This is a genomic window from Rhodococcus sp. MPR-R1B (assembly GCF_058793255.1).
The window spans coordinates 60,590-85,327 of record NZ_JBXAFO010000014.1 but is presented as its reverse complement, the minus strand read 5'-3'; the positions used below and the strand labels follow the sequence as shown (position 1 = coordinate 85,327).

Genomic DNA, 24,738 nt, shown 5'->3' with positions numbered 1-24,738 from the left:
CAGAGCAAGTGCGGACGCACCGCGTGACTTGAAGGACAGAACATGACGAAGTTGGTTCGGACCACGATGACCCGCCGGTCCTCCACCGCAGTCGCTGCCACCCTCGCGGCGGTCGCTATATTCGCCTCCGCCTGCGGCAGCGACTCCGACAAGACCAACTCCGACAAGAGCGCTGCCGGCGCCTCGTCCGCTACATCCTCGGCCACCGTCGGCGGGAAGACGCTCGACGCCAAATTCGAGACGAAGTGCGCAAAGGACGGCGGCACGACAGTTATGACACTGCTCGACGCGGAAAATCCCACCTACGGCATGTTGACCGTCTCGGCCATCGTCGATGAATCCGGCACGGTTCAGACTGCCGGAATCGCCGGAAGCGAGGGTGGATCGAACGGTCTGCCGTACACCGCCGGATTCGCACCGGGACTGCCCGGCGGATCTGCCAGTGCCAAGCAGGACGGCGATACCTTCGTGGTGACGGGCGAGGGAATCGGCGCCCGGGACAAGGGCAACCCGACGGCGACGTCGAGCTTCGAGATCACGTTCGCCTGTGAGTCCATCATCGGCGGCTGAGCCATAGAACGGCTGGGCCCTAGGATTCTTGCTAGCTGATTCCCAGCTGTTCGCGCAGTTGAACGACGCGGAGCACGATGACTCCGATTGTCACCACTGTGACGGCACCAAAAGCGATCCAGCCGATCCGCACTGCTTTCACGCGGTTCTCACCGGCGCCCAACCACTGCGGGGCGTACAGGAATGCAGCGGCCGTTGCGGCACCTGCCACCAGACCTCCCGCGTGACCCCAGAACGAGATCCCGGGCAGCGAAATGCTGATGATCACATTGATCGCGATCACCGAGATGATCGGGACCGGGCTTCGACGCAAACGCAATAGAAGGACTGCCTGTGCGCCCATGATGCCGAAGATCGCTCCCGACGCCCCAGCAGTCCAGGACAGGGCCGTGAGCGAAGAGAACACCGGCTGGAATGCCATCACCGAGGCGGAACCGCCGAGAAGCGAAACCAGGTAGATGCCGATGTACCTCGAGCGGCCCATCACGATTTCGGTGTCGCGTCCGAGGATGTAGAGGGCGTACATGTTGACCGCGAGGTGCAAGATGCCGAAGTGCAGGAACCCGGAGCCGATGAGCCGGAACCAGTCACCGCTGGCGACGAGCCCCGGATTGAGTGCCCAGTTCGCGAAGATCGACGAGCCGACCTGATTGTTCATGATGCTTCGCGACTGTGCGAAGGTGGCGAGGAACGCCAGGACGTTGAGCCCCATCAAGGTGTACGTCACGACCGGGACCGCACGGGTGGGGCTCACGGTGTTTCCGGCGACGCCCCGAACGGGACGGACATCACGCTGACCGGCAGCTACACAGTCAACACATTGGTATCCCACCGCCGCCTCGCGGAGGCAGTCCGGGCACGCCGGTCGTCCACAACGATTGCAGGAAAGTGCGGTAGGTCGATCTGGATGGCGGACGCACCGCGGTTGGGGCGGGATGCCCTCACTCGCACCGCCGCCCCAACCGGGGTTCGTCATCTGCTTGTTTTACCTGTTCAGGAGATGGTGATGCTGTTGATCACGACGGGCTCGACCGGACGATCGCCACGATCGACGGCGGTGGAGGAGATAGCGTCGACAACCTTCTTGGAATCGTCGTCGAGAACCTCACCGAAGATGGTGTGGCGACGGTTCAGGTGCGGCGTCGGGCCGGTGGTGATGAAGAACTGCGAGCCGTTGGTTCCCGGGCCTGCGTTGGCCATGGCCAGCAGGTAGGAACGGTCGAACTGCAGTTCCGGGTGGAACTCGTCACCGAACTTGTAGCCCGGGCCGCCGGTGCCGGTTCCGGTGGGGTCGCCACCCTGGATCATGAAGCCGTCGATGACGCGGTGGAAGATGGCACCGTCGTAGAACGGGCCGGTCTTGGTGCCGGCGGCGTTTGCGGTGGTGTACTCCTTCGAGCCGTCGGCGAGGCCGACGAAGTTTTCGACGGTCTTCGGCGCATGGTTGCCGAACAGAGCGATCTTGATGTCGCCGCGGTTCGTGTGCAGCGTTGCGGTTGCGGTCTGATGAGTTGAAGTCACACCACCATCGTGCCATTGCCGGCGTTCTCGTGGATGTCGCCCCGCAAAAGTCTCCCTGTCCTCGCCCCACTGTTATGGCACAGTGAAGTCATGACACGAGTGACCGAGTCCCTCAGCACGCAGTTGCCCGACACCTTCGATCACGCGCGCGCCCGCGTCGAGGACACCTTCGACGAGACTGCCGCCTACCTCGAAGAGACAGCGGCTCGCATCAAGGAGTCCGAGGCAGCCGACAACGCTCGCCGCATCGCTGCGGTGGTCGCCACATCGGTCGCTCGCGGCGCCGGGCAGGTCGGGTTGTTCCTGGGTCGTCAGGGCAAAGTCCTCGCCAAGAAGGGCGTAGAGCGCGCAAAGGCTATCCCCACGAAGTCCGCGGAACGCACCGAGAAGCCTCGCGGCCGCAAGCGCGTCGCCGTGTTCGTCATCGCCGGTGTTGCGGTGATCGGTGGCGCGGTGTTCTTCAAGAGCCGCCGACGCGAGCATCCGCCGGTCGCTTCCGCACCCCCTCGCCTCGAGGAGAACTCGGCCGAGAAGACCGCTTAGTCGAGATACGAAAAGCCCCGGAACAGATTGTGTTCCGGGGCTTTTCGATGTTCACGTTCAGCAGTTGGACGGTGCCGGGACGTTGTTGAAGCGATCGATCATGTATCCGACGGATTCCGGGGTACCCACCAGGTACGGCGTCGCGTGATTGATTGCCAGTCCCGGAATGATCGGGGGCAGTTCGTTGACGGAGAACTGCACCGTCGCGCCCTTGCCGCACCAGTCTCGCGCCAGTTGCTGTCCCTGGCCGAACGGAACGATGTCGTCGGAGCGGCCATGCTGAATGAGCACGGGCGACTCCGGCGTCAGCTTGCCGATCTTCTGCTCGTCGAGGATTGCCTGCGCCATGGGCAGACGCGCCAGAACTGCGGAGAGTGATTCACCGGAATTGGTGAAGCTCGACGACTGCTGGAAGCCGAACTGCAATCCACTTTCGGCGACACACTGGTTCTTGGTGGCGGCCAACATCTGTCGGCCGCGATCGTTGATCTCGGCGTCGAGCAGCGGCTGAACCTCGGGGTACTGCGCAAGGATCCCGTTGAGCGCGTATCCGATCACTCCGGTGAGGAACGTGCCGTCGACCTGCTGCAGCGTCGCCGCCAGATCGGCGGGCGGTGCACCTGCGTACGTGCCCTTGAGATCAAGCTCAGGAGCATACGACGGCTTCAATTCCGTTGCGGCAGCGGCAGCTCCACCACCTTGCGAGTAACCCCACAGTCCGACGGGGCCGTCGGCGGGAATGCTCGCGTTCGGGAGTTGCTGAGCGGCTCGCACCGAGTCCAGAACCGCGTGCGCTTCGGCTTCACGGTTGACGTAGGTGTGATCGCCCGGAGTTCCGAGACCCTCGTAATCGGTGACAACGACGGCAATGCCGTTGAGCAGCAACGTGTTCACCCAGATGGACTCGTAGCCGACCATGACGTCCGTCGGGAACTGGTACTCGATACCGGTGTTGAACAGCTTGGACGGTGCGCATTGATCGCCCTGCCCATGCGTTCCTACCGCTGCGGCAACCAGTGGACGCGCCCCCTGCCCGGTCCACGGGTTCGACGGTTCGAGATAGGTGCCCGTCACGGCAACGGGGGCGCCCTTGGCGTCCTCGCTTCGATACATGATCTTGGTGGCGGTTGCCGGCCACGCACCGTTCGATCCGGGCACGCTCAGCAGCAGTGGTGACGGCTCACTCTTGATGAGATCTCCGTTGGCACCTGCCGGAAGCTCCGACGGCGGCGTGTAGAAATCCGCCGGCTCCGCCGTTGCGGCAGGGGCCGTCACAGCACCCATGACCAGTGCCGCGACGGAGACCCCGGCCGCCCACCATGCTCTGCTCTTCACGTTTCGATCTCCCCACGTTCGCCTGCGCTGTGGCTTGGCACACAGCGAACGCAGAGTAACACATACCTCACGTAACACTTTTTCGTGAGGTTTTCGCCTTAACAGGCTGAATTACAACCGTTTACGACTACTTCGTGGGCTCCAGATTGGTGGTCAGTAGCGCACGAAGCTTGTCGGTATCGGCAGAGGTCCAGGCCTCGGGGTGCAGGATCTTGGCCCACATGTCCGCTGCATCCTCGCCGTAATTGTGACCGTGCCCGGACGGGACGTCAGCCGAGAAGACCATGTCGAGGGTGACCTGCCAGAAGGTCACGAGAGGCACCCATGTCATTCCCGGATCCACGTCGCGCCCCAGCGGTTCCTTGAGCCAATCCGGCTTGTTGAGCAGCAGGTCGAAGGACCACCACGTGATCGGGTCGCTGGCGTGCTGCCAGTACACGATGCGATCGTCGTCCCAGTCCGACTTCAGCTCCAGATCTTCCGGATCACCGGCAAACCGAATTGCCTGGCCGCCGTCGATCACCGGCAGGATCTCCGGTGAGCCCGAGTCACGACTGTCCGTGATTTCCTGCCACTGAGCAGTGAAGTTGGGGGTTCCGACCCACAGTGCGCCGTCGACGCGCGTCATCATGTCCTGAGCGCCGGCAAATGCCGCCTGGCCACCGTAGGAGCCGAGGCTCTCACCGAAGACAACCAGTTCGGGTCGCGTCTCAACGGGCAAGTCGATCCACTTGGCGTAGACCGCGTTGAACAGCGCGCGGCCGGCGATCATCGGCGTCTCACGGTCGGCGATGAAGGCCAACGGACTCGGAAGGAACGAGTACTGCATCGACGCGATCGCCGTGTCCCCGCCCTCGACGTACTCGAACGCCGACGCGACGTCCTCGTTCACCCAACCGCGGCCGGTGGTCGTGACAACTGCGAGGGTTCCGCGGTCGAATCCGCCGGTGCGCTCCAACTCGTCGACGACCCGCTGTGCGACACCGTTGATCGAGTCCGAGGATTCACGTCCGGCATACACCCGGATCGGTTGCTTCGCTTCACGTCCGGTCAATGCAGAGATCTCGGCTGCAGTGGGACCGCTACCCATGAAGGTGCGCCCCTCCTGGCCGAGAGAATCCCAAGCCTCGGCGGACATCGGCGAACCGCTGCGCTCTGCAATCATGGGCTGTTCGATGCCGTCCGGTGTTTCATGATCCGCACCGGAGAAACTCCAGTTCGCGAAGGCGATCAGCCCGTTGTACAGCGCACCGTTCACGATGAAGATGCCGAGGGCGAAGATGACGATCAAGCTGCCGACCTTCGCCGCCTCGAGGGGAACGAACCGTAGTGCGACGGCGGTGAGCTTGTTGGTGGTGAACCGAAGACCACGGCCTGCCTCGAGCAGGATGAACCAGATTCCGAGCGAAATCATCAGCACCAGAAGATAATTCGCTTGATTGGTGCGTGGAGCTTCCACGAGATCGCGAACGATCTGCTGCCACCACGAACCGAGGACCAAGAACGTCGGCACCAGAATGACGGCCGCGACCAACAGGATTCGCCAGCCGATCTTCTTGGTGCGATCCGACCACTGCGGTTCGACGCCGCACTTGCGGATCATCCAGGCAACCGTCACGCCGACGCCGTATCCCATCGCGAGCGAGATGCCCGTCGCAACGCCCTGCAAGTACCACGCGCGCGGCAACAGGGACGGACTCATCGACCAGGTGAAGAAGACCAGAGCAAAGGCAAGCCCGACCGGGTGCAGCGTCTTGCAATAGAGGCGCAGCCGTTCCCACACACGTTTCATGCCGGAATCGTATGCGCCCCGTGCCCGAATCAGGTCACGGAGCGCACACGCGTCCAGTCTGTTTACGGGGCGAAGCGCAAAATCGCGGCAACTGCGCCGCCGCCCGGAATGTCCTCCGCGCGAACAGCGAGCACCCGCGCACCCGTCAGGAGCGCACGACGAGCGATCTCGTCGACGACCCCGTAGGTGCTTCCGTTGGTCGACTCGCCGGTCGTGAGAGCGCCCGTCTGGGGATCGAGACTTCCGGGTACGACGGAATCGATGTCGATGAAAACGGTGTCGACCTGTCCGTACGTCGCGGCTGTTGCCACGTCGGCGACGTCGGTTTGAGTGCGACCTTGTTCCGTGCGCACATTGAAGGTGTCCCGCACCGCCGCCAGCTGCTCGGCATGGAAGTCGTCGAGCGCCGGACGCGAACCGTCCGCCACTTCCTGCGTCGACAAGGCTTCGGGGTTTCCCTCGACGGTTTTGTCGACCAGGTGGCGGTACGAATTCACGGAGCGATACACCGACGCGATGGGTTCCGCAGCGGCCAGAATCAAGGGGACGTCACGGCCGGCGAGCACACCGCGGACCTCGTGATCGACTGCGCGGGCGTACTGATTGACGCGCAGCTTTCGGCTGTCCGAACCCGAGAGCCGACCCGCCTCGGTGCGACTGTTGATCGACGACTTGCCCGCGTGATCCGCAGCGTTCTTCGGCATTCCCTGAACACGAACCTCGTCGGCCGGTTGATCGGCGGCGATCTCGATCAATCGCACCGAACCTTCGGCGAGAGCGAGAACAAACGCCGTCTGGGGGAAGGTCACCGAACGGAGTAGTGGCTTGAGATGAAACCGATCGCTGACCGTTTCGAGCGCCTGCAGACGGTTGGGGAGGCGGAAGGTCACCAGACGGTCCGGCGTCGCGTACGTGACCAATGAGCGCGACTGGAAGCGCCAGAAATCGTCGTCGTCGTCGAGCTCTGCGTATTCGGCCTCGAACTGCTTGCGCTCGGCCGGATCCTCCACCGATGCGAGTGCCGAGCGGACCTGGTCCTTGAAGGCTATGCGCGCTTTGTCGTAATCCTGCGGCGCATCTTCAGTCGGAGTCACGATGGTGATGCAGGTGGGCCCCTCCACCTCCGCGAGTGCGGCAATTTCACCGTGGCTGGGAATGTCGTTGTGAAGCACTACGAACCTCCTGAAATTGGGTTCTCCTCACGCTACGCCCGGCTGGTTATGACCACTAGACTTTCCGGAGAATTCGGGACGAACGGTCCATAAAGTGGGCGCGGTTCTGGCCACCCCACTCCGAGCGAACGGCATGTTCATCGCCTTCAGTGCGCCGAAAGTGCCGTTCGCTCAAGAAGGGGTGGGGTGGAACCACACAAGTCGGGCACCGGCCGGGGCGAGCAGAGATCGGGTACATCGGCATACAAAAACACCCTCCCGGATCCCGGGAGGGTGTTTTCTTACTGTGGAGCCTAGGAGATTCGAACTCCTGACATCTGCCTTGCAAAGGCAGCGCTCTACCAACTGAGCTAAGGCCCCGTTCGGTTTTCTGACCGGAGTCAGAGTACCTAGGTTCTATCCTGTTTCCAAATCGTGCCAAACCTTGTCTCCGCGCTGACTTTTGATCAGCTTGGTGACCCCGAGAGCTACCAGAATTCCGGCCCCGACAAGCAGGAAAACCTTCATTCCAGCAACCCTTCTTCGGCACATGGGAGTGGGCCTAGGAGGACTTGAACCTCCGACCTCTTCATTATCAGTAAAGCGCTCTAACCACCTGAGCTATAGGCCCCTGAACCGATTCCAAAGATTACCCCACCGGGCCGCTGACACCAAAACGGGCCCGGCGGAGCAATGTTTTCGCAGGTCAGTCGCGGTCGGCGAGAGTTACCTCTACGCCGCCAACCAGGTCGCTGCAGAGGTTGTAGATGAACGATCCGATCGTGACGAGTGCCGTGAAAAGCACCATGTTCGCGATGCCGATCAGCGCGGCGTAGCCGAACACCTGGCCGGCCGTCACCAGACCGTCGGAGCCGCCGTCGGCAACGATGTCGGTGAACGCGTTGTTCAGGCGATCCCAGACGCCCATGCCGTCGAGAACCACGTAGAGCAGTCCGACGGCCACCATCCACACGAAGAACAGCGACACCGAGATCACGGATGTGATCTTGAGCGTGGACCACGGGTCGATACGACGGATCTGGACCGTTGCGCGCAGCGGCGCACCGTCCACGACCGAAGCCGATACGGCGTGAGTTTTCTCACCCTTCACCGCAGCAGGCAACGGATGCTTGGCCTCGGAGAGGTCAGGCATGTCCTTGGGTAGATCCTTGCGATCGATGTGCCGAGTCGGCCCGTCGATCGCGGCGGCTTTTGCTTTCGGATTAGCGACCGTGGGATTGGCGACCGTGGCGTTTGCAGCCTTGGGATTTGTGCCCGAGGGTGTAACAGCCTTGGCTGCTGCCGCGCCGGCGACGCCACCGGTAGCTGCGGCAGCCGCCGTTCCCGTCACGACGGGACGTGCCGACGCGTTGCCGGCAGGACGACCCGTCTGTGCACCGGCAGCGGGGCGACCCGCCTGTGGCTGTCCCTTCGGCGCACCACCCTGCGCGGGGTTTTTGGCCGGACCACCCTGCACCGGACCACCCTGCGCAGGGCCTGCCGCTGCAGGACGCTGCGGACCCGCAGGCGGCTTACCCCCGGCAGGAGCTGCCGGTCGACCCGCAGGAGCACCAGCGCCGGCTGGGCGCGTGATGTTGGTCTGCGGCTGACTTTGCGGAGCCTGATTCTGCGGTGGCTGAGTCTTCGACGCCGGGGCTTTGGACGCCGGGTTCTGAGCAGCGGGGTTCTGAGCTGGCTGCCCCTGCGGCTGACCCGACGGCTGGGGTCCGCGTTGCCACGGCGGCGCCTGGCTGCCACGAGCCTGATTGGCAACCGGTTGCGGCGGAGCCTGACCGTCACCCTTTGCCGGAGTTACCGGCGCAGCCGGAGCCACAGAAGGAGCGGAAGGAGCTTGACCCTTGGCCGCACCCGCGGCGTCGGAAGCCCCACCCGCCGGCTTCTGAGCCGACGGGCCGCGAGGCGGCTCCGGTGCCTTGGGCGCCGGAGCTGCCTCGGAAGCTTTGGGTCCGCCGTCCGCTGGAGCTGCAGGTTTCGAGGTCTGCGGCCCCGCCGGAGCAGTTGCCTGCTCCGGCTTCGGTGGCGTCGAACCTGAAGTGCTTTCGCTCTTCTGGTCACTGCCCGGCTGGTTGGGAGTGCTCACTAGGACTCCTTAGCTCCATCGGCATTGTCTGCGTTGTCGGTGGTCTCTGCAGCGAGCTCTTCGGGCTCGTCGGCGTTGCGCGCAATCGCGAGCAGTGTGTCGCCTTCGCCGAGGTTCATCAGACGCACGCCCTTGGTCTGGCGTCCCGCCTTACGAACCTGCTTGGCAGCCGTCCTGATGACGCCGCCGCCCGAGGTGATCGCGTACAGCTCGTCGTCGTCGTCGACGATGAGCGCACCGACCAGAGTGCCACGTTTCTTGTCGTACTGAATCGTGAGCACGCCCTTGCCGCCGCGACCCTGCACCGGGTAGTCCTCCATGCCAGTTCGCTTGGAGTAACCGCCCGACGTGGCGACCAGGAGGAACGTTCCTTCACGAACGACGTTGAGCGAGAGCAGCTCGTCGTCACCGTTGAAACGCATGCCCTGGACACCGGAAGTGGCGCGGCCCATCGGACGCAGTGCCTCGTCGGTGGCCGAGAAGCGGATCGACTGGCCCTGTGCCGAGACGAGAAGGAGGTCGTCTTCGGCGGAGCAGAGGACAGCGCCGACCAGTTCGTCTTCACCGCGCAGGTTGATGGCGACGATGCCACCGCTGCGGTTGGAGTCGAAGTCGGTGAGCTTGGACTTCTTGACCAGACCGTTGCGAGTGGCGAGCACCAGGTAGGGCGCGTCTTCGTACGTCTTGATCTGGATGACGGACTGAATGCGCTCGTCCGGCTGGAAGGCCAGCAGGTTGGCAACGTGCTGACCGCGAGCGGTACGGCTCGCCTCGGGCAGTTCGTAAGCCTTGGCGCGGTAGACGCGGCCCTTCGTGGTGAAGAACAGCAGCCAGTCGTGCGTCGACGTGACGAAGAAGTGCGAGACGATGTCGTCCTGCTTGAGGCCGGCACCCTGAACACCCTTGCCGCCGCGCTTCTGCGAGCGGTACAGGTCGGTTTTGGTGCGCTTGGCGTAACCGGTCTCGGTGATCGTGACGACGACGTCTTCGCGGGCGATCAGATCCTCGTCGTTGACGTCTCCGTCGGCGGCGATGATGCGGGTACGACGGTCGTCGCCGTACTTGTCGACGATTTCCTTGAGCTCGTCACGAACGATCGCGCGCTGACGCTCCGGGCGAGCCAGAATGTCTTCGAGGTCCGCGATTTCGAGTTCGATCTCGGCCAACTCGTCGACGATCTTCTGACGCTCGAGGGCGGCCAGACGACGCAGCTGCATGCCGAGGATGGCGTCGGCCTGGATCTCGTCGACGTCGAGGAGTTCCATCAATCCGGCGCGAGCGATGTCGACGGTCTGCGACGCACGGATCAAGGCGATGACCTCGTCCAGAGCGTCGAGGGCCTTGACCAGACCGCGCAGGATGTGGGCGCGCTCCTGTGCCTTGCGAAGCAGGTACCTGGTACGACGAACGATGACCTCGAGCTGATGCGCCGTGTACAGACGGATCATCTGGTCGAGGCGCAGCGTGCGCGGCACTCCGTCGACGATGGAGAGCATGTTGCAGCCGAAGCTGGTCTGCAGCTGGGTGTGCTTGTAAAGGTTGTTCAGCACGACCTTGGCAACGGCGTCACGCTTGACGGTGACGACGATGCGCATGCCGACGCGGTCCGAGGACTCGTCGTGGATGTCGGAGATGCCACCGATCTTGGCGTCACGAACCTGCTCCGCGATGGAGGTGATCAGGTTGTCCGGGTTGACCTGGTAGGGCAGCTCGGTGATGACGATTGTGGTGCGGCCCTTGGCATCTTCTTCGATCTCGACGACGCCGCGCATACGAACGGAGCCACGGCCGGTGGTGTAGGCGTCCTGGATGCCCTGTCCACCGACGATGAGCCCGTGCGTGGGGAAGTCGGGTCCCTTGATGCGCTCCATGACGGCCGCGAGGGTGGCTTCCTCGTCCGCTTCGAAGTTGTCGAGCGCCCAGTAGATGGCCTCGGCAACTTCACGCAGGTTGTGCGGCGGAATGTTGGTGGCCATACCGACGGCGATGCCGTTGGAACCGTTGATCAGCAGGTTCGGGATACGGCTGGGCAGAACCGTCGGTTCCTGCGTCTTGCCGTCGTAGTTCGGGGTGAAATCGACTGTCTCGTGGTCGATTTCGCGCAGCATTTCCATCGCGAGCGGCGTGAGCCTGCACTCGGTGTAACGCATGGCGGCTGCGCCGTCGTTGCCGCGGGAGCCGAAGTTTCCCTGACCGTCGACTAGCGGGTAACGCAGCGACCACGGCTGGGCCATACGAACCAACGTGTCGTAGATCGAGGAGTCGCCGTGGGGGTGGTAGTTACCCATGGTCTCGGCGACCGGTCGGGCAGACTTCACGTATCCGCGGTCGGGGCGATATCCGTTGTCGTACATCGCGTAGAGCACGCGGCGGTGCACCGGCTTGAGTCCGTCGCGGACATCCGGCAGAGCGCGACCGACGATGACGCTCATGGCGTAGTCGATGTAGCTGTTCTGCATTTCCTGCTGGATGTCGACCGGTTCGATCCGGTCGTGTTGCGGACCGTCCGGTGGCAACGTGGTGTCGGTCATGAGCTCACTTTCTTAAAAGAGGGGGCAAGCCCCTGTGCGCGGAAAAGGAGTCCGGGGACTCCTCAACCGCTCACAGGGCCGCAGGCCTACACGTCGAGGAAACGAACGTCCCGGGCATTGCGGGTGATGAAGCTGCGTCGTGCTTCGACGTCTTCGCCCATCAGCACGCTGAACAGCTCGTCGGCAGCAGCCGCGTCGTCGAGCGTGACGAGACGCAGAACGCGCACCGTCGGGTCCATCGTGGTTTCCCACAGCTCCTTGGCGTTCATCTCGCCGAGGCCTTTGTAGCGCTGGATGCCGTCGTCCTTGTTGATCTTCTTGCCGGACTCGAGGCCGGCCTTGACCATCGCGTCGCGCTCGCGGTCGGAGTACGCGAATTCCGGCTGCGCACCCTTCTGCCACTTGAGCTTGTACAGCGGCGGCTGCGCGAGGTAGACCTTGCCGTGCTCGACGAGCGGCCGCATGAAGCGGAACAGCAGCGTGAGCAGCAGCGTTGCGATGTGCTGACCGTCGACGTCGGCGTCGGCCATGAGCACGATCTTGTGATAGCGCAGCTTGGCGATGTCGAACTCGTCGTGGATGCCCGTGCCGAACGCGGTGATGATCGACTGGACTTCGGTGTTCTTGAGGACGCGATCGATACGCGCCTTCTCGACGTTGATGATCTTTCCGCGAAGCGGGAGGATCGCCTGGTACATCGAGTCTCGGCCGGACTTGGCCGAGCCGCCTGCGGAGTCGCCCTCCACGATGTAGATCTCGGACTTCTCCGGATCGTTGGAGCGGCAATCGGCGAGCTTGCCTGGCAGGCCACCGAGGTCGGTCGCACTCTTACGACGGACCAGCTCACGCGCCTTACGTGCGGCGACGCGGGCCTGCGCCGACGAAACAGCCTTGTTCACAATGGTTTTCGCGTCGGCGGGGTTCGCCTCGAACCAGTGCGCGAGGTGCTCGTTGCACGCCTTCTGCACGAAGGACTTGACCTCGGTATTGCCGAGCTTGGTCTTGGTCTGACCCTCGAACTGGGGTTCACCGACCTTCACCGAGATGATGGCCGCGAGTCCTTCACGGATGTCGTCACCGGTGAGCTTGGGATCTTTGTCCTTGAGCAGCTTCTTTTCGAGCGCGTACTTGTTGACCGTTGCGGTCAGTGCGGCGCGGAAGCCCTCTTCGTGGGTACCACCCTCGTGGGTGTTGATCGTGTTGGCGAAGGTGTGCACGGACTCCGAGTAGCCGGAGTTCCACTGCATTGCGACCTCGAGCTCGTGGCCGGTGCCCTTGGCGGTGAATCCGACGACCGAGTTGTGGATCGGGGTCTTGCTCTTGTTGATGTGCCGGACGTAGTCCTCGAGTCCACCGGGGTAGTGGTAGATACGGGTCTTGGACTTACGCGGCGCTGCCTGAGCAGCTTCTTCGGCTTCTTCGGCAGCAGACTTGGGAGCCTCGGCCACCTCGGCGGCTTCGTCGTCGATGACCTCGGCGCGCTCGTCGGTCAGCGTGATGGTCAGGCCCTTGTTGAGGAAGGCCATTTCCTGCAGACGACGCGCAACGGTCTCGAAGTTGTAGCGGGTGGTCTCGAAGATCTCGGGATCGGCCCAGAAACTGACGGTGGTGCCGGTCTCCTTCGTCGGGTCGCCCTGTACGAGCTCTCCCGGCTTGGAATCGGTGTACGTCTGCTGCCACCGGTAGCCGTCGACCTTGATGTCGACGTCGAGCCTGGTGGAGAGCGCGTTGACCACCGAGATGCCGACGCCGTGCAGACCACCGGAGACGGCGTAGGAGTCGGAGTCGAACTTGCCGCCGGCGTGCAGCTGGGTAAGCACGACCTCGACGGTGGGAACTCCGGAGGCGTGCATGCCGACCGGGATGCCACGGCCGTCGTCGATGACGCGGATTCCGCCGTCTTCGAGGAGGGTGACCTCGACCTTGGTGGCGTGTCCGGCCATCGCCTCGTCGACCGAGTTGTCGACGACCTCCCAAATGAGGTGGTGCAGACCGCGTTCACCGGTGGAACCGATGTACATGCCTGGACGCTTACGTACCGCCTCGAGTCCTTCGAGGACGGTGATGGACGACGCGTTGTAGTCCTTGCTGGAAGTGCTTGTATCTGACTTCTGGGCAGCCACGGGTGGGTAGCTCTCCTTCTCCGTCAATACTCGAGCGCAGCCGTCAGCAAGCCCTTGCGGGTGTCGTCGGAGCGGGTTCGAGAATGTTGCCGCTAGTTACCGTTGACCATCTTACTGGTAAGCACCGACTAGAAGCGGCCAATGACACCCCTGGCTGCGCCGCAGACGAATTTTTACGATCCCCGGAAGGTGAAACGCTAGGAACTTTGCTTCTCCGAGCGACGCTCTCTCAGGCTCGCGATAAATGCCCGCGCATGTTCGGCAACCTCGCCCGGATGTGAAAACGGCGACCAGTGTCCCGCGGCAATTTCACGTCGCTGCAGGTCGGAGACCCATTTTTCGGTGTCTTCGTATCCCACCGGACGAACGGCTTTGTCGTACTTGTTCAGAATGAGCTGAACAGGCACGTCCGTGTACCGATCCCGCGGCTTGCCGAGAGACGGCCGGATGTTCGCGCGATAAAGCTTGAGTCCGTTCACCATGTCGTCGGCGATGGTGGGCGCGGTGTTGACCACACGGGGGTCCAGACCGTCGAAGAAGCCCAGAAACGCCGGCCAGTGCTTGGAGAACCACAGACGCAACGGAAGGGTGCACAGGCCGGGAATCTGGAACAGAACGGTGTAGGCCGACGCAATTCCCTGCGCCGCCGGGCCGAGGAAACGACGCTTGGACGCGCTCGCCCGGATCCACTTGCCGAGATGATCGAGATTCGGACCCGAGATGGATGAGAACGACGCGATCTTCTCTTCGGCACCCGGCTCGCAGACCGCTTCCCACGTTTCGACGGATCCCCAGTCGTGCGCGAGGACGTGCACCGGCTTGCCCGGGCTGACCGCGTCGATGACGGCAAAAAGATCGCCGGCCAGTGCGCTCAGTTGGTAGTCCTGCACCCTCGAGGGGATCGTGCTCTCACCGGCCCCGCGGCTGTCGTAGCTGACGACGCGGAAGTCGTCTGCCAGCAAAGGCACGATGCGGTTCCACAATTCATGGGTGTCGGGCCAACCATGCACCAGGACGATGGTCTCGCCGTCTGCCTTGCCCTGCTCGAACACGGCCAGGCTGACGGAACCGTTGGTCACGCGACGCGCGGTCACGGCATGGACAGGAGAGTGCTTCGACATTGTCGAACCCTTCGGAGTCGGGAAATATCTAGAGATCGAGAACGAGACGTCCACCGTCGGAACGGGATACGCAGATGAGCATCTCCGTTTCCTGTTCGGTGTCGGTCAGACGCCTTTCGCGGTGATCGGGTTTACCCGCGAGCACCTTCACACGACAGGTTCCGCAGAAACCCTGCTGACACGAGTACCCGACACCGGGCAATGTCTTCTTGATGACGTCGAGCGCGGACTCGTCGGCGGGCACGGTGAGCACCTGTCCCGAATTGACAAGCTGCACTTCGAATTCCTTGCCGTCGATCACCGGCGGAGCCCCGAACCGCTCGAAATGCAAAGCGGTGGAGGGTGTATCGCGGAAACCGCGGCGGACGGCATCGAGCATCGGCGTCGGGCCACAGCAGTACACGGCGCCGCCGACCGGCGCTCGTCCGAGAAGGTCTGTGGTGGTGGGCAATCCGAACTCGTCGTCCGGGCGCACGAAGACACGCTCGGGATCCCAGGTTGCGATCTCGTCGAGGAACGGCATGGATTCACGGGAGCGGCCCGAGTACATGAAGTACCAGTCCATCCCCAATTCTCTTGCCGCACGGACCATTGCGATGATCGGCGTGATACCGATGCCGCCGGCGACGAACAACGCGCTGCCTTCTCCGACAAACGGGAAGCCGTTGCGTGGTCCGCGTACCGTGACGTGCTCACCGGGCTGGAGAGCGTGCATCTCGATGGAACCGCCACCGCCGTCGGGGATCCGGCGCACCGCGACGCTGTACCCCGTGCGATCGGCAGGGTCGCCGCACAGCGAATACTGACGCCGCAGACCCGAAGGTAGATGGAAGTCCAGGTGCGAACCCGGATGCCACGGCGGAATCGGTGAGCCGTCCGCGGATTCGAAGCGCAGGCGAACGACGTTCTCGTCAGTCGCCACCACCTCACGTGTGCTGACCACCATGTTCATGGCCGTGTCGGGGTTGTGGCCCGCGATCTCGGGGTTGTAGTCGTAGGCCGTCAACACCCGAAGGTACTTGTCCGCCAACAACTCCGTGATGCGCATGGCGCGGTCGGGGCGGTTCTTACCGGACAGATCGGGTGGCGCCGGAAACCGTGGCAACCCGTCGTGACCGGAAATGACGTCCTTGACCCTCGAGAGTGAAATCACCGTGCAGCCGCCTGTGCTGCGGGTGATGACGCGAGGTACTGCACCGCCTGGGCGGTCGAGCCCTCTTTGCTGGGGTGGTACGACTTGCTGAAGTACGTCGACATCCGCTTGACCAGCTCGAACGACGTGGGAACTGTGCCACGCTTTCCGGCCGCGATGAAATCGGACAGGTGGGGGCGTCGACGGCTGGGAGCCTGAGCGGCAAGCTCGGGATCGTTGCGCATCAAGAACCGGGTACCGCGAATCCACAGCCACACGATTGCGGGCGTGACGAGGATCTGGGTACGGATCCGGCGGGTCTCACGCTTGTCGAAGTAGCGCATGACGTCGTACGCGACGGCTCGGTGTTCGACTTCTTCGGCGCCGTGCCAGCGAAGGAGATCAAGCATGGTCGGGTGCATGCCGGCTTTGTCCAGTCCCTTGGCGTTGAGCACCCAGTCGCCGAGGAAAGCAGTGATGTGTTCGATGGCCGCGATGATCGCCAAGCGCTCCACCAGGTGATTCTCGGCACGCAGACCCGTCATCGGACGCGGTCCGAGCAGCTTCGAGAATGCCCACTCCATCTGCTGGGTGTACGGCGTCGGATCGAGGCCGTTTTCCTTGAGATGGACGAGGACACCCGAGTGCGCGTTGGAGTGCATCGCCTCTTGGCCGATGAATCCGACGACGTCCTCACGGAGTTTCTCGTCCTCGATCAGAGGAAGAGCTTCCTTGAAGGTCTCGACAAACCATTCCTCACCGGCGGGGAGGAGAAGGTGAAGCACGTTGAGAACGTGTGTGCTGAACGGATCGCCCGGAATCCAGTGCATGGGCAGATCGGACCAGTCGAACTCGACATTGCGAGCCTGCAACAGGATGTGATCCGGCTCGGCGAACGACGAAGCGGGTGTCGATATCTTCTGCGACATCTAGCTACTCCTTCATGCCTGCCGATCGGTGGGGAACGACAGCCTTGTGACACAGTTCACTCACTAGCGAGTTTTAACTGTAACACGAAGTAATAGGTAGAACCAGGGCCTGGTTGAGTTTTCCTCAGCCGTACGTATCGCGAGGTCCGCGGCCTTTCACATGCCTTTCTCCCTTGCGCCAGCTAGGCGCACTCGGACCGGTGATCCGCAGTGTCTTCACGACGCCGTCACCGACGGCAGCAGCGATCTTGGCCAGAATCTGGGACTGCATCATGCGCAACTGGGTAGCCCACGCCGTCGACTCGGCGGAGATGCTGAGAACACCTTCTTTCAGAGAGATCGGCTCGGCGTGCGCGGAGATGTCTTCTCCGACGACCTGCGGCCACCGACCGAGGACCGTGCCCTCGGACACCTTGGGGGACCACCCACGCGATTTGGAGATAGCGCTGGTGAGAGCGCCGAACGGCTGAGGGTCCCGCGCATCCGGGCCGGGGCCGGACCAACCGCTGCGTCGACGCGGTCGGCCACTTCCGTATTTGGGCGACGATCGCCCCTGCCCGACGGCCTTGCCGTTGGCCTTTGCCGTCGCGCGTGCCTCCTCGAGGGCACGGCGCGCCAGATCGATCCCTTTGAGCTCGGGCTCCGGAGCCGCGCTGCTGTCTTCAGTCATCGAACTCGACCTCCTGATCTGTCGAGCCTACGGGCACTATCCGGGATATCCGACCGTCTCCGGTATCGGAGGCTTCGACGCCGAACTTGGCCGCCTCGAGTTCGTCCGGTACGTCCTCGGGAACGGCGGCCGTGATCAGCACCTGTTCGGCGGTGGCTGCAACGGTGGCGAGCGCACGACGCCGACGACGGTCCAATTCCGCGAAGACATCGTCGAGCATCAGGACCGGGTCGCTGCCGTCGGCGCGCAACAGGGCAAAACCTGCCAGCCGCAGCGAAAGCGCGAAAGACCACGATTCACCATGGCTTGCAAAGCCTTTCGCCGGGCTGTCACCGAGAATCAGCTCCAGATCGTCCCGATGCGGACCGACCAGACACACTCCGCGATCGATTTCCTTCGACCTCATCTGCGCCAACTCGAGGTGGAATCTCTCCTCGAGGTACGCAACGTCGTCGATACCGGAAATCCTTGCAGGATCGGTGAATTCGGGATCCAACGAGGACCCCAGACTGCTCTTGTATCGAATCGACGCCGGCCGGGATTCGGGTGCGATGGAACGATACGACTCCGCCAGATGCGGCGCCAGATCATGGACCAACTCGAGGCGCCCGGCCAACAATTGTGCGCCGTGAGCGGCCAGATGCCCGTCCCACACCTCGAGGGTGGAGAGGACGTTGTCGGACTCGCCACCACGAGAACCGCGACGCAAAGCCGCACCGGCAGTTTTGAGTAGGGCTGAGCGCTGACGCAGAACTTTGTCGTAATCCGCACGGACAGCAGCCATTCGGGGTATCCGGGACGTCAACAACTCGTCGAGATAGCGTCGACGATCACCAGGATCTCCGCGAACCAACGACAGATCTTCCGGCGCGAACATCACCGACTGCAGAATCCCCAGCACTTCCCGCGGACGACGCGTCGGAGACTGATTTATCCTGGCGCGGTTGGACTTTCCCTCGATCAGTTCGACATCGATGGTCAGTTCGCGCCCATTGTTGACCACCGTTGCACCGGCAAAGGCACTGGCGGAACCGCTGCGGATCATCGGTGCATCCGCGGACACTCGATGTGACGACAGCGTCGACAGATACCCGAGCGACTCGAGCACGTTGGTTTTACCGTGCCCGTTGGAACCGAGGAACACGGTTGTTCCCGGCGTGAGGTCAAGCGTCAGCGAATCCCAGGATCGGAAGTCACGCAGCGAAAATCTACGAACGAACACTTAGCTTCCAGAAGCCGAATTCTTGGGCGAGGCGCTCTTGACGGCGTGACCACCGAACTGATTGCGCAAGGCCGACACCGCCTTCATGGCCGGTGAATCATCCTGTCGTGAAGCAAATCTCGCGAACAGAGCAGCGGAGATGACGGGAGCGGGGACAGCGTGCTTGATGGCTTCCTCGACCGTCCAGCGGCCCTCGCCGGAATCCTCGGTATAGCCCGTGATCTGCGCAAGCTCCGGATCCTCCTCGAGGGCGTCGACAAGCAGATCGAGCAACCACGAACGTACGACGGTTCCCTTCGACCAAGCTCGGAGCACGCCCGGAACGTCCGCGATCAGGCTTTCCGCCTCGAGGAGCTCGTACCCCTCGGCATACGCCTGCATCAGGCCGTATTCGATGCCGTTGTGGACCATCTTCGCGTAATGACCAGCACCGACGGGGCCGGCGTGGACAAAGCCGTCTGCAGCGTCGCCGTCGGGGCGAAGGGCGTCGAAGATCGGCATTGCCTTCGCCACGTCGGGCTCGGATCCGCCCACCATCAGGCCGTAGCCGTTCTCACGGCCCCAGATGCCACCGGAGACACCGCAGTCGAGGAAACCGATCCCACGGGCGCCCAGAAGCTCGGCATGGACAGCATCGTCGGTGTAACGCGAGTTCCCACCGTCGATGACCAGATCGCCACCCTCGAGGGCATCCGCCAGCTCGGCAATGGTGCTCTGGGTGATGTCACCGGCCGGAACCATCACCCAGACGACTCGAGGTCCCTCGAGGGAAGCAGCGAGTTCGGCAAGTGACCCGACATCGGTGACTTCCGGTCGAGGGTCGTATCCGATCACCTCGAGGCCATGCGCGCGCAAGCGCTCACGCATGTTGAAGCCCATCTTGCCGAGACCTACGAGTCCGATCTTCATACTGTTCTCCCTGGTCAGGCGCGAACTGAAGTGCGGGGTTCCACTCAGCCCGGAAGGCGAACCGGCATCAGCAGGTACGTGTACTCGCTCGAGGGCGCAGCGAAGTTACCGGACTCGTCTGCCGTGGGCTCTTCCTCGGCCGCGGGGCGAAGAACAGCCGGACGGCTGGGAGTGGTGAAGCCGAACAGAACGTTTTCGCTGTGAAGCGAGTTCAACCCGTCGATCAGGTAACCGGGGTTGAACGCAATGGTGAGTGCTTCGCCCTGGAACGACGCGTTGAGCGTCTCTTCCGCGCGGCCGGCGTCGTCGCCACCCGCAGAGAGGAGCAGGCCGTCAGCGGAGAACTGCATGCGAACCTGTGCGCCACGCTCGGCGACGAGTGCTACACGCTTGATGGCTTCGATGAGAGGCGTGACCTCGACCGTTGCCATCGCGGTGTGCTGAGCAGGCAGCAACTGACGGAACTTCGGGAACTCGGCGTCGAGGAGGCGCGTCGTGGTGCGGCGTCCGTCGTTGACGATGCCGAGGAGTCCGTCGTTTCCGATGGTCGTACCGGAGCCGAGAGCCAACTCGACCGGCGAATTTGCATTGCCGGCAAGCGTTTTCGCGGACTCGGACAAAGTCTTGGCCGGGATGAGAACAGCAGCCTGGACGTCGGGATTGGCCGGAGTCCACTCGAGTTCACGTACGGCGAGACGGAAGCGGTCGGTAGCGGCGAGGACGATCGAATTCTGTTCGATCTCGACACGGATACCCGTGAGCATCGGAAGGGTGTCGTCCTTGCCGGCTGCAACAGCTACCTGGCTGATGGCTTCGGAGAACAGGTCGACGGGAATGGACCCGGACTGCTGCGGAAGCGTCGGAAGCTGGGGGTAGTCCTCGACCGGCATCGTGGGCAGGGAGAACTTGGCGCTTCCGCACGAGATGAGCACGCGAGTGCCCTCGAGGGTCACATCGACCGGCTTGTTGGGAAGCGACTTGGTGATATCTGCGAGGAGGCGACCGGAGACGAGTGCCTGACCTGCAGTTGTGACATCTGCCGAGACGCGGACCTGCGCGGATACCTCGTAGTCGAACCCGGAAACGGTGAGGCCGGCTTCGGTTGCGTCGAGAAGAACTCCGCCGAGAACCGGCACGGGCGGCCTCGAGGGCAGGCTACGAGCAACCCACGCTACTGAATCAGCGAACTCTTCCCGGGAAACGCGAAACTTCAGGCTTCCAAGCTCCATCGCCGGGTTATTCCTCTCGGTAGGCATGTTCGTCTGCTGCGGATCTGCATCAGCTCACTTGAAGTCTGACACAGACCAAGCGATGCCCACCGTATGCCCTCGAGGGCGCAAGTGGAAAGCCGAAGCCGCGGCGAGCGCAGCCTGAGGCGAGGTTCTCAACAGGAGTTGTCCCCAGAACTATTTTCAAAGAGCTTTTCCTAGGAAATTCTCAGTAGTAGTAATAAGTCCTGTGCAATCTGTGGAGCAACGGTTGTCGACGCTGGTAGGTCCCCTCGAGGGCCTGTGCACTTCTCGAGGACAGACTCGAGGACCAATCGACCCCCTCTGTGCACTCTCTGAAAGTTTTCGGATTCCTCCTCGAGAACTCCACAGACTTTCGGAGTTATCAACACACTTATCCACAGATGTGAATACTTTTCACAAGAAACGAAGAGTTTGTTCTCATCGGCGTGTCTGACTCCGGCGTGTCGTCCCTCGAGGTGGACAACCGCCCTCGAGGGGACCGCACGTGGAACCCTTCGAATACACCGATGCCGCTCGAGGGAACCTCTGCCTCGAGCGGCATCGATCGAAATAAGTGCAGGTCAACGCTTGGAGCGCTGCTTGATCCTTGCGGTCAACTCCTGAACCTGGTCGTACACCTTGCGGCGTTCCGTCATTTCCTTACGGATCTTCTTGTCGGCGTACATGACCGTCGTGTGGTCACGGCCGAACGTCTGACCGATCTTCGGCAAGGACAAATCAGTGAGCTCACGGCACAAATACATCGAGATCTGGCGGGCCTGAGCGAGTGGCCGGGCCTTACCCGGCCCACACAGGTCGTCGATCGACATGTTGAAGTATTCGGCCGTCACCGCCATGATCGTCGCCGCGTTGATCTCGAGGCTCGACGAATCGGGCATCAGATCGCGCAGGACCACCTCGGCCAACGTCAGATCCAACGGCTGGCGGTTGAGCGAGGCAAAAGCGGTGACGCGGATCAACGCGCCCTCGAGTTCACGAATGTTGCGCTCGATGCGGCTGGCGATCAACTCGAGGACGTCGTGCGGGACCTCGAGGCGATCCATCCTCGCCTTCTTGCTCAGAATCGCGATACGCGTCTCGAGCTCAGGCGGCTGAACGTCGGTGATCAGGCCCCATTCGAAGCGCGTCCGCAGACGCTCCTCGAGGGTTGCCAACTGTTTGGGCGGACGGTCCGAGGAAACGACGATCTGCTTGTTCGCGTTGTGCAAGGTGTTGAAGGTATGGAAGAACTCCTCCTGAATACCTTCCTTGCCTTCGATGAACTGGATGTCGTCGACCAGCAGGACATCCGTTTCCCGGTAGCGACGCTTGAACGCGACCTTGCGGTCGTCACGAAGACTGTTGATGAAGTCGTTGGTGAATTCTTCGGTCGAGACGTACTTGACCCGCATGCCGGGGAACAGTCGCTGTGCGTAGTGGCCGGCGGCGTGAAGAAGGTGCGTCTTGCCCAGGCCCGAAGCTCCCCAGATGAACAAGGGGTTGTAGGCACGCGCCGGCGCCTCCGCGATCGCGACGGCAGCGGCATGAGCGAATCGGTTGGACGATCCGATCACAAAAGTGTCGAAGGTGTACTTCGCGTTGAGGCTGTTGGCGCCGGACCCCGAAGCAGAAGGAGTAGCGGGCGGCTTCGTGAAGTACGACGGCCACGATTCGTGAACGCTCGCGAGTGCTTCGCGGTCGTCGTCGACTTCTTCGGTCTCGGCAGTCTCGGAGTCCGAAGGTTCGCCGTCGCCTTCGGTGAATCTGCGCCGACGGTATGCGCCCGATGAGTTGACCGACTCGAACTGACGGCTGCCCGTGCGCTCCTCGACCGGTTCGGCGGGTGCGTCGGCATCGTCTTCGAGTGCGATGCGGACACCGAGTCCCTCGACCTGGCCGCCGAGGTGGCGTCCGAGTGCCTGCAGGATCGGCTCGCGTAGATCGCGCTCGATCGTCTCTTGAGCAAATGGCGATGGAACCGAGAGGAGTGCAAAACCCTGAGCAAGTGTGAGAGGCCTCACCAGACGGACAAATGCCTTCTGCTTGCTGCTCAAAGCCGGAAGATTACTTCCGGGGTCATCACTCGTGAGTTCTGCAACCACGTCGACCCAGACCCGTGCGAGCGCGTTGGGATCGTCGTTCACGTGGTTCCTTCCCGTGTTTCGCCGACAGTGGGTGTGCTGCAGCTGCCGAGCGTATGGCTGCGGCGTCGAATGATTCGGTGGATTACCACCCGGGGTGAGAACCCCGTAACAGGCTACGAATATGCCACCTGGGCTGTGTTTCCACACAATTATCCACAGATGTGGACAAACCTGCACTGAGTCGGTTTTTTCGTCAACCAAATTCGTCAAAGTGATCGAGAAATTGATCTACCTGCAACTTTGTCGGAACTCGAGGCGTTCGCCACTTGGTGTCGGGGATGCGTCAACACTCACAGCCCTGTGGATGAATGTGGAAACTCGGGATTCGGGGTCGCGTCCGGTGCTCGTGCCCGTATGTGCTGATGAGGCCTTGTCGAGAGCGTGCGCGGGTGGAACTGTCCGGGTTGCCTTCGGGTCACCTGCGTTCCGTAGCGGAACTGTTGCCAAGGTCACACTTGCCGGCCCGCTCGAGGTCACGGCCGTATGCACACCGCGAACGGAATCTTCGGAATAATGGAAGTGTCGGCGTGTCGCCGCAGTTGCCGCGGGAGGGCCCTGAATCGGGCTGGTTTGACCTTGGCAACGGTGGTAAGTAACCTCGAACGGTCACCCGCTGGTGGTGATCGCTTCGTGCTGGCTACATATGTCAGGTCGGAACGGTCTTCCAAGCCACAACGAGTGAAGCTGATTGTTCTGTACCTGTTGTATCCAAAGGCGCCGTAAGGCGTCGATCACTGAATGACGCCGGGAGGCGTCAATGAACTTCGAGGAGTGTTGACCGTGGCCAAGGGCAAGCGGACGTTCCAGCCGAATAATCGCCGCCGCGCGCGTGTTCACGGCTTCCGTCTTCGTATGCGTACCCGTGCGGGTCGTGCAATCGTTTCGGCGCGTCGCCGTAAGGGCCGCGATTCCCTCACCGCCTGATCTGATTTCGAGTTCAGGAGCTCGGGGTGTTGCCTGAGCCGTTCCGGTTGCGTCGCCACGCGGATTTCTCCGTGGCGGTGCGACGTGGACGTCGTATGGGAAGACGCGACCTTGTCGTGCACGCGTTCGATCGCGAGCAAGTAGAGGCGCTGGTAGTAACAAATCACGGTCCCCGGTTCGGGCTGATCGTGAGCAAGGCTGTCGGGCCGGCGGTGATTCGACATCGAGTCGCACGCCGGCTTCGTCATATCTGTGCAGATTTCGTCGGACAGGTTTCACCGGAGACAGACGTGGTTATCCGCGCACTTCCGGGTGCAGCTACCGCCAGTTCAGCCGAACTGGCCAAGCAGTTGCGCGGGGGCCTGACCAAAATGAACCTATTGGTGTCGGTAAGTGAAGAGCCATGAGTACTCCGCTCTCTGAGCAGATCGAGACTCCCAGAGCCTCCCGTGTCATCACGGTGTTGAAGGCTGTGCGTCGCGCTCCCGCCACTGTTCTCATCTTCTGTATCGAGTTGTACCGGACGTATGTGTCGCCCTTGAGGATGCCGACCTGCCGGTTCACCCCCACCTGCAGTGAATACGCAGTCGAAGCGCTGCGCACTCACGGGGCGATCAAAGGCCTTTTCTTGACTGTGGTGCGGTTGGCGAAGTGTGCCCCCTGGCATTCTGGAGGGTGGGACCCTGTCCCTGCCCGTCGTGACCGTGATGCGGGTAGCCGCCATAGCTGTCCGGAAGCACGCGCAGCGTGTCACAGTCCGACGGACGAACAGAGGAGTACTTAGAGCC

Annotated in this window: 21 protein-coding genes and 2 tRNA genes; 5 read left to right on the top strand and 18 right to left on the bottom strand. The window is 62.5% G+C overall.

Annotated elements, in window-relative coordinates; all coding sequences use genetic code 11:
• Positions 1-42: 42 nt before the first annotated feature.
• Positions 43-570 carry a lipoprotein LpqH gene (locus AC1Q61_RS19930; RefSeq protein ID WP_042920742.1) on the top strand — a complete coding sequence of 176 codons (528 nt, stop codon included), beginning with the start codon at positions 43-45 and terminating at the stop codon, positions 568-570.
• Positions 571-601: 31 nt separating this feature from the next.
• Here AC1Q61_RS19930 and AC1Q61_RS19925 read toward each other — a convergent pair whose 3' ends face one another.
• Together AC1Q61_RS19925 and AC1Q61_RS19920 are read right to left on the bottom strand one after the other, a co-directional pair.
• Complete coding sequence (locus tag AC1Q61_RS19925; RefSeq protein ID WP_042453365.1) at positions 602-1,546, bottom strand: rhomboid family intramembrane serine protease; 945 nt, start codon at positions 1,544-1,546, stop codon at positions 602-604.
• A gap of 17 nt (positions 1,547-1,563) precedes the next feature.
• Positions 1,564-2,091 carry a peptidylprolyl isomerase gene (locus AC1Q61_RS19920; RefSeq protein ID WP_007729190.1) on the bottom strand — a complete coding sequence of 176 codons (528 nt, stop codon included), beginning with the start codon at positions 2,089-2,091 and terminating at the stop codon, positions 1,564-1,566.
• A 90-nt stretch (positions 2,092-2,181) separates the two neighbouring features.
• Between AC1Q61_RS19920 and AC1Q61_RS19915 the strand changes: the two genes are divergently transcribed.
• Positions 2,182-2,634, top strand: coding sequence for a hypothetical protein (locus AC1Q61_RS19915; RefSeq protein WP_019746221.1), 453 nt, complete (start codon positions 2,182-2,184; stop codon positions 2,632-2,634).
• 57 nt (positions 2,635-2,691) lie between these two features.
• Here the strand turns inward: AC1Q61_RS19915 and AC1Q61_RS19910 are convergent, their stop codons facing one another.
• The 16 genes from AC1Q61_RS19910 to dnaA form a co-directional block, all read right to left on the bottom strand.
• Complete coding sequence (locus AC1Q61_RS19910) at positions 2,692-3,969, bottom strand: lipase family protein (protein ID WP_215516221.1); 1,278 nt, start codon at positions 3,967-3,969, stop codon at positions 2,692-2,694.
• A gap of 127 nt (positions 3,970-4,096) precedes the next feature.
• Positions 4,097-5,761 carry an alpha/beta hydrolase gene (locus tag AC1Q61_RS19905; protein WP_007729186.1) on the bottom strand — a complete coding sequence of 555 codons (1,665 nt, stop codon included), beginning with the start codon at positions 5,759-5,761 and terminating at the stop codon, positions 4,097-4,099.
• A 62-nt stretch (positions 5,762-5,823) separates the two neighbouring features.
• The gene (locus AC1Q61_RS19900; protein WP_054828211.1) at positions 5,824-6,933 is read right to left on the bottom strand and encodes a baeRF11 domain-containing protein; all 1,110 of its coding nucleotides are present in this window, start codon (positions 6,931-6,933) and stop codon (positions 5,824-5,826) included.
• 287 nt (positions 6,934-7,220) lie between these two features.
• Positions 7,221-7,293 (bottom strand) — tRNA-Ala (locus tag AC1Q61_RS19895).
• Positions 7,294-7,469: 176 nt separating this feature from the next.
• Positions 7,470-7,543 (bottom strand) — tRNA-Ile (locus AC1Q61_RS19890).
• Between the two features lie 75 nt (positions 7,544-7,618).
• Positions 7,619-9,013 carry a DUF3566 domain-containing protein gene (locus tag AC1Q61_RS19885; protein ID WP_215516220.1) on the bottom strand — a complete coding sequence of 465 codons (1,395 nt, stop codon included), beginning with the start codon at positions 9,011-9,013 and terminating at the stop codon, positions 7,619-7,621.
• Positions 9,013-11,544: a DNA gyrase subunit A gene (gene gyrA, locus AC1Q61_RS19880; RefSeq protein WP_047272672.1), complete on the bottom strand. Its 2,532-nt coding sequence runs from the start codon at positions 11,542-11,544 to the stop codon at positions 9,013-9,015. The genes AC1Q61_RS19885 and gyrA overlap by 1 nt, the downstream gene beginning before the upstream one ends.
• A gap of 86 nt (positions 11,545-11,630) precedes the next feature.
• Complete coding sequence (gyrB, locus tag AC1Q61_RS19875; RefSeq protein ID WP_003942515.1) at positions 11,631-13,667, bottom strand: DNA topoisomerase (ATP-hydrolyzing) subunit B; 2,037 nt, start codon at positions 13,665-13,667, stop codon at positions 11,631-11,633.
• Positions 13,668-13,864: 197 nt separating this feature from the next.
• Positions 13,865-14,788: an alpha/beta fold hydrolase gene (locus tag AC1Q61_RS19870; RefSeq protein WP_007729179.1), complete on the bottom strand. Its 924-nt coding sequence runs from the start codon at positions 14,786-14,788 to the stop codon at positions 13,865-13,867.
• 28 nt (positions 14,789-14,816) lie between these two features.
• Positions 14,817-15,938: a PDR/VanB family oxidoreductase gene (locus AC1Q61_RS19865; RefSeq protein ID WP_042920803.1), complete on the bottom strand. Its 1,122-nt coding sequence runs from the start codon at positions 15,936-15,938 to the stop codon at positions 14,817-14,819.
• Positions 15,938-16,849, bottom strand: coding sequence for a metal-dependent hydrolase (locus tag AC1Q61_RS19860; RefSeq protein WP_042920746.1), 912 nt, complete (start codon positions 16,847-16,849; stop codon positions 15,938-15,940). The genes AC1Q61_RS19865 and AC1Q61_RS19860 overlap by 1 nt, the downstream gene beginning before the upstream one ends.
• Before the next feature lie 124 nt (positions 16,850-16,973).
• On the bottom strand, positions 16,974-17,519 hold the full coding sequence (locus tag AC1Q61_RS19855; RefSeq protein WP_003942471.1) for a DUF721 family protein: 546 nt from the start codon (positions 17,517-17,519) through the stop codon (positions 16,974-16,976).
• Positions 17,512-18,741 carry a DNA replication/repair protein RecF gene (recF, locus tag AC1Q61_RS19850; RefSeq protein ID WP_030536718.1) on the bottom strand — a complete coding sequence of 410 codons (1,230 nt, stop codon included), beginning with the start codon at positions 18,739-18,741 and terminating at the stop codon, positions 17,512-17,514. The genes AC1Q61_RS19855 and recF overlap by 8 nt, the downstream gene beginning before the upstream one ends.
• Complete coding sequence (gnd, locus tag AC1Q61_RS19845) at positions 18,742-19,650, bottom strand: phosphogluconate dehydrogenase (NAD(+)-dependent, decarboxylating) (protein ID WP_042920749.1); 909 nt, start codon at positions 19,648-19,650, stop codon at positions 18,742-18,744.
• A gap of 44 nt (positions 19,651-19,694) precedes the next feature.
• A complete protein-coding gene (dnaN, locus tag AC1Q61_RS19840) occupies positions 19,695-20,879 on the bottom strand; it encodes a DNA polymerase III subunit beta (RefSeq protein ID WP_007729165.1) in 1,185 nt (394 codons plus the stop codon).
• Positions 20,880-21,463: 584 nt separating this feature from the next.
• Positions 21,464-23,026 (bottom strand): chromosomal replication initiator protein DnaA, encoded by a 1,563-nt coding sequence (gene dnaA, locus AC1Q61_RS19835; protein WP_003942491.1) that lies wholly within the window; start codon positions 23,024-23,026, stop codon positions 21,464-21,466.
• Between the two features lie 780 nt (positions 23,027-23,806).
• Between dnaA and rpmH the strand changes: the two genes are divergently transcribed.
• From rpmH to yidD, 3 genes are read left to right on the top strand one after another with little or no spacing between them, the layout of a single operon-like run.
• On the top strand, positions 23,807-23,950 hold the full coding sequence (gene rpmH, locus AC1Q61_RS19830; protein WP_003942540.1) for a 50S ribosomal protein L34: 144 nt from the start codon (positions 23,807-23,809) through the stop codon (positions 23,948-23,950).
• Between the two features lie 26 nt (positions 23,951-23,976).
• A complete protein-coding gene (gene rnpA / locus AC1Q61_RS19825; RefSeq protein WP_003942450.1) occupies positions 23,977-24,357 on the top strand; it encodes a ribonuclease P protein component in 381 nt (126 codons plus the stop codon).
• Positions 24,354-24,734 (top strand): membrane protein insertion efficiency factor YidD, encoded by a 381-nt coding sequence (gene yidD / locus AC1Q61_RS19820; RefSeq protein WP_007729147.1) that lies wholly within the window; start codon positions 24,354-24,356, stop codon positions 24,732-24,734. Before rnpA ends, yidD begins: the two co-directional genes overlap by 4 nt.
• The last annotated feature ends 4 nt before the right edge of the window (positions 24,735-24,738 follow it).